Annotated in this window: 4 protein-coding genes and 2 pseudogenes; all 6 read left to right on the forward strand. The window is 75.7% G+C overall.

The annotated features are described in order from the left end of the window. The first annotated feature begins 91 nt into the window (after positions 1-91). The gene (locus tag C3V41_RS12660; protein ID WP_106110863.1) at positions 92-1,192 is read left to right on the forward strand and encodes an HAD-IIA family hydrolase; all 1,101 of its coding nucleotides are present in this window, start codon (positions 92-94) and stop codon (positions 1,190-1,192) included. Continuing rightward, the gene (locus tag C3V41_RS12665; RefSeq protein ID WP_106108942.1) at positions 1,189-1,377 is read left to right on the forward strand and encodes a hypothetical protein; all 189 of its coding nucleotides are present in this window, start codon (positions 1,189-1,191) and stop codon (positions 1,375-1,377) included. Before C3V41_RS12660 ends, C3V41_RS12665 begins: the two co-directional genes overlap by 4 nt. A 68-nt stretch (positions 1,378-1,445) precedes the next feature. Beyond that, positions 1,446-2,303 (forward strand): TlyA family RNA methyltransferase, encoded by an 858-nt coding sequence (locus C3V41_RS12670; RefSeq protein ID WP_106108943.1) that lies wholly within the window; start codon positions 1,446-1,448, stop codon positions 2,301-2,303. Then, positions 2,300-3,220, forward strand: a complete 921-nt coding sequence (locus tag C3V41_RS12675) for an NAD kinase (RefSeq protein ID WP_174714744.1) — start codon at positions 2,300-2,302, stop codon at positions 3,218-3,220. Before C3V41_RS12670 ends, C3V41_RS12675 begins: the two co-directional genes overlap by 4 nt. Then, positions 3,217-4,997, forward strand: a pseudogene (gene recN, locus C3V41_RS14335) (DNA repair protein RecN). The gene C3V41_RS12675 and the pseudogene recN overlap by 4 nt, the downstream one beginning before the upstream one ends. Beyond that, positions 4,994-5,395: pseudogene (locus tag C3V41_RS14115) on the forward strand (putative cytokinetic ring protein SteA); the annotation flags it as partial. The pseudogenes recN and C3V41_RS14115, both read left to right, overlap by 4 nt. Positions 5,396-5,399: the final 4 nt, after the last annotated feature.

Genomic DNA, 5,399 nt, shown 5'->3' on the forward strand with positions numbered 1-5,399 from the left:
TAGGCGGTGGCCCAGGGGGGGAGGAGCGCACCGGGCACGACCCGGTGGACCGACTCGCCGCACCTTGCCAGGGGCCGGGCAGGGCCCCGGCGTGGCAGGTGCAGGCGAGTCGGTCCACCCGCGGTCGCTCCCGGGCTGGCTCGCTACCCCCCTGGCCACCGCCTACGACGTTGCCCTGCTGGATCTCGACGGCGTCTGCTTCGCCGGCGACGCCAGGGTCCCCTACGCCGCCCAGGGCGTCGGCGGGGCCCGGGCCGCGGGCATGCGCCTGTCCTTCGTCACCAACAACGCCTCCCGGGCGCCCGCGCAGGTCGTGGCCAAACTGGGGGCCCACGACATTGAGGGCCACCCGGAGGAGGTCTTCACCGCCGCCATGGACGCCGCCGCCATGCTGCGCGAGCACCTGCCAGCTGGCTCCCTGGTCCTGGTGGTGGGAGGGGACGGGGTCCGCCAGGCCCTCCTGGACGAGGGCTTCCGGGTCACCAGCACCTCCGACGACGACCCCGCCGCCGTCGTCCAGGGCTGGGACCCCTGCGTGGACTGGGCGCTCCTGTCCGAGGGCCTGTACGCCATTACCAAGGGGGCCCTGCACGTGGCCACCAACCTCGACGCCACCCTGCCCACGGAGAAGGGCTTCGCCCTGGGCAACGGGAGCCTCGTGGCAGCCATTGCCAACGCCTCGGGCCGTACCCCGCTGGCCGGTGGCAAGCCCTACCCGGGCATCTACGAGCGCGCCCTGGCCCGCGCCGGAGGGGTACGGCCCGTGGCCGTGGGCGACCGCCTCAACACCGACCACGTGGGGGCCCGCGCCGCCTCCATCCCCGGCCTCCACGTCCTGACCGGGGTGTCCACCGCCCGTGACGTCGTCCTGGCCCCGCCCGCCGAGCGCCCCGCCTTCCTGCACACCGACCTGCGCGGTCTCCTCCAGCCCCACCCCGAGCCGGTGCGCGTGGTCGTGGACGGTGACACGTGGTGGCAGGTCGGCCAGGAGCTGGCCCGCGTGGAGGCCGACCACCTGGTTCTGGCCCGTGCCCCGCGTCCCGGGGCCCGCCAGGACCTGACCGGGGCCGCCGCCACCCTGACCCTGGACGCCTACCGGGCCGCCGCCAGCGCCGCCTGGGCCCACGCGGACGAGGCGGGGCAGGAGGCCCTGAGCGTGCCCGAGCTGACGGTGGGCCCCCCAGGACCATGACCTCCGACGCCCTCCTACCACTCCGGGACCAGGTGGCCGCCCACCCGGTCCCGGGCCCGCTCCCACCCCGGATCCTGCAGGCGCGTGAGGGCGTGGAGGCCGCCGCGGGCCTGCCCCTGGCCAAACGGGCCGCCGCCCTCCAGGAGGTCCGTGCCATGCTGGAGGCCGCCCTGCAGGCGGACTGAGCCGCTGCACGTACACGCTCAAGGCCGGGCGCCGCCCGCCTGCCCCCACAGACAGGAGAAGGAGGGCCGTGGCCCGACTCATTCGCATTGACTCCGAGCTCGTGCGCCGCGGGCTGGCCCGCTCACGTACCCAGGCCGCCCAGATGGTCACCGACGGGCACGTCACCCTCGACGGCGTCGTGGTCACCAAGCCCGCCCGACAGGTCGACCCCGCCCAGGCCCTGGAGATCCGCGTCCCCGACGACGGGTACGTCTCCCGCGGCGCCCACAAGCTCGCCGGGGCCCTGGACGCCCTGGGCTCCCGTGGCCTGGCGCCCACCGTGCGCGGGCGGCGCTGCCTGGACGCGGGGGCCTCCACGGGGGGCTTTACCGACGTGCTCCTGCGCCGTGGGGCCGCCCACGTGACCGCCGTGGACGTGGGCTACGGGCAGCTGGCCTGGTCCCTCCAGTGTGACCCGCGGGTCACCCAGCTGGACCGGACCAACGTGCGCACCCTCGACCCGGCCGCGGTGGCCCCCGCCCCCGCCCTGGTGGTGGGGGACCTGTCCTTTATCTCCCTGACCCTGGTCCTGGGCCCCCTGCTGCGGGCCGCCGCCCCCGACGCCGACCTGCTGCTCATGGTCAAGCCCCAGTTCGAGGTCGGCCGGGAGCGCCTGGGGCACGGGGGCGTGGTACGGGACCCCGCCCTCCACGTCGAGACCGTCCTGGTCGTCGCCGACCACGCCCACCGCCTGGGGGTGGGGATCGACGCGGTGACCGCCTCCCCCCTGCCCGGGCCCGCCGGCAACGTCGAGTACTTTGTGAACATGCACGCAGGCCAGGCAGGATCCTCCGGCGACCTCACCGGAGACGCCCTCACCCAGGAGACCCGTCGCGCCGTGGCCCAGGGGCCCGCGGGCGCCGGAGGCCGCAGGGGGCGCGTGTGAGCATCCGCCGTATCCTCCTGGTCCAGCGCGACCTCAACGACCAGCCGGTCCCGCCCCACCGGCGGGGCGCCTCCGTGGCCGGGGCCGTCGCCCAGCTGGGTGAGATCTGCCGCTCCCAGGGCGTGGAGCTGATCACCCAGGACGAGCTGGTCACCGACCTGACCCAGGGCGCCAGCATCGACTTCGTCCTGGTCCTGGGGGGTGACGGCACCATCCTGCGGGCCGCCGAGCTGGCGCGTGAGCAGGACGTCCCCCTCCTGGGGGTCAACACCGGTCACGTCGGCTTCCTGGCGGAGGCCGACCCCGAGGCCCTGGAGCAGGTGGTCGCCGAGGTCGTGGCCGGACGCTACACGGTGGAGAAGCGCATGACCCTGCGCGTGGAGGTCGAGGCCCCTGACGGCGCCGTCACCCGCGACTGGGCCCTCAACGAGACCGCGCTGGAGAAGCGTGACCGCGCACGCATGCTGGAGGTCGCTATCGGCGTGGACGGGCAGGCCGTCTCCTCCTTCGGCTGCGACGCCCTGCTCATCTCCACGCCCACCGGCTCGACCGCCTACGCCTTCAGTGCCGGCGGGCCGGTCATCTGGCCCGAGGTGGAGGCCCTGCTCCTGGTGCCGGTGGCGGCCCACGCCCTGTTCACCCGCCCCCTGGTGCTGGGTACCCACTCGACCCTGGAGGTCGTCATTAAGGACGCCGGGTTCGGCGCGGCCGAGATCTGGTGCGACGGGCGGCGCTGGCACGCGGTGCCCTCAGGATCCACCGTGCGCGTGACCCGCGCGACCCGGCCGGTGCGCCTGGCCCGGCTCAACGACGCCCCCTTCTCCCAGCGCCTGGTGCGCAAGTTCAACCTGCCCGTGTCGGGGTGGCGGGTCCCCGCCCGGGGGCCGCGCCGTGGTCAGGGGGAGAGGACAGCATGATCGAGTCCGTCCACATTGAGGACCTGGGCGTCATCCAGGAGGCGGACCTGGCGTTCGGGCCGGGGCTGACCGCCCTGACCGGGGAGACCGGCGCCGGCAAGACACTGGTCCTGACCTCCCTGGGCCTCCTGCTGGGACAGCGCTCAGAGAGCACGGTGGTGCGTCCGGGGGCCTCCCGCGCCCTGGTGGAGGGGACCTTCGTCCTGACCTCCGGGGGCCGTGCCGCCGACCGGGCCGTCCAGGCCGGTGCCGAGCTGGACGGGGACCTCCTCATCGCCTCACGCACCGTGCCCGCCCAGGGGCGCTCACGCGCCCACCTGGGAGGGCGCTCGGTGCCGTCGGCCGTCCTGGCGGAGGTGGGCTCCGGCCTCGTGTCCGTCCACGGCCAGGCCGACCAGCTGCGGCTGCGCTCCTCCGCGGCCCAGCGTGCCGCCCTGGACCAGCTGGGGGGCGCGGAGCACGCCCGGCGCTGCCGGGACTACGCCACGGCCTTCCGGGCCTGGCGGGAGGCCGCCGCCGCCCTGGCACGGTGGCAGGAGGGGGCGGCTTGGCCGGGCGGCGGAGGCCGAGCGCCTGCGTGCCTGGCTGGAGGAGCTGGAGCAGCTCGACCCCCGCCCGGGGGAGGACGCCGCCCTGGAGGCGGAGGCCGCCCGCCTGGACCACGCCGAGGACCTGCGCCGGGCCGTCAGCCGGGCACGCGGCGCCCTGAGCGCGGACGAGGCCTCCCAGACGGTCCTGGAGCCCGACGTCGTCGCCCTGGCCGCCGGTGCCGAGCGGGCCCTGGACAACCGCGGCCGGCCTGGATCCTGCCCTGGGGGACCTGGCCGCCCAGGTACGCCAGATCGGGATCCTCGCCGCCGACGCCGCCAGCGAGCTGGGCGACTACCTGGCCTCCCTGGACGCCGACCCGGTGCGCCTGTCCTGGGTCCAGGACCGCCGTAGCGCCTTAAGGAGCGCCTGCCAGCGGATCGGCGGGCCCCAGGAGCTGGAGGACGTGGACGCCCTGCTGGCCTGGGGGCGGCAGGCCAGCGCCCGCCTGGACCAGCTCGACGGCCCGCAGGACGCCGGGAGCCGGCTGGCGCGCCGACCTGACCGGGGCCCGCCAGGAGCTGGAGCAGGCCGCCGCCGACCTGACCGGGGCCCGCCAGGAGCTGGCCGAGCAGCTGGAGGCGGCCGTCACCGCCGAGCTGGAGGGCCTTCAGATGCGCGGGGCTCGCCCTGGTCGTCGAGCTCACGCCCCTGGCCGAGCCCGGGCCCACCGGCGCCGAGACGGTCGCCCTGCTGCTGGCCGCCCACCCCGGCGCCCCGGCCCTGCCCCTGGGCAAGGGGGCCTCGGGCGGTGAGCTCAGCCGGATCATGCTGGCCCTGGAGGTCGTCCTGGCCCAGAGTGAGACGGACCCTCAGGAGGCGGGGCGCGGGGGCCCGGCTCACGGCCGCACCTTCGTCTTCGACGAGGTCGACGCCGGTGTCGGCGGCCGGGCGGCCCTGGAGGTGGGGCGGCGCCTGGCCCGCCTGGCGCGCAGCCACCAGGTGGTCGTCGTCACGCACCTGGCCCAGGTCGCAGCCTGGGCCTCCACCCAGCTCGTGGTCCTCAAGGAGGTGGACGCCGCCCGGGACGGGGCGCCCACCACCTCCACCCGGGTCGTCCCGGTGACCGGGCAGGACCGGCGTGCGCGAGCTCGCCCGCATGCTCTCAGGCCACGAGGACTCCGAGGCCGCCCTGCGCCACGCCGCTGAGCTCCTGGCTGAGGCGGGCGTGGCAGAATCCCTGACGTGAGGAACCCCTTCCGCCGTCAGGAGGCGTCGACCCAGGAGCGGCCCAGTGGTGCCGTCCGGGTGGACGCGCGCACCAAGAAGCTCACCAAGAGGCTGCGTCCGGGTGAGATCGCCGTGATCGACCACACGGACCTGGACCGCGTCTCCGCGGAGGCGCTCGTGGAGTGCCAGCCCGTGGCCGTCCTCAACGCCTCGCCGTCGGTCTCCGGCCGCTACCCCAACCTGGGGCCGGGCATCCTCCTGGAGGCGGGCATCCCGCTCGTGGACGACCTCGGGCCGGACATTATGCGCCTGCGCGAGGGCCAGGAGGTCACGGTCGACGGCGCCCAGGTCATCCGCAAGGGCGAGATCCTCGCCGAGGGCGTGGCCCAGACCCGGCAGAGCGTGGACGAGGCCATGCAGG

The sequence above is a fragment of the Actinomyces sp. oral taxon 897 genome, from assembly GCF_002999235.1.
Taxonomy (GTDB): Bacteria; Actinomycetota; Actinomycetes; order Actinomycetales; family Actinomycetaceae; genus Actinomyces.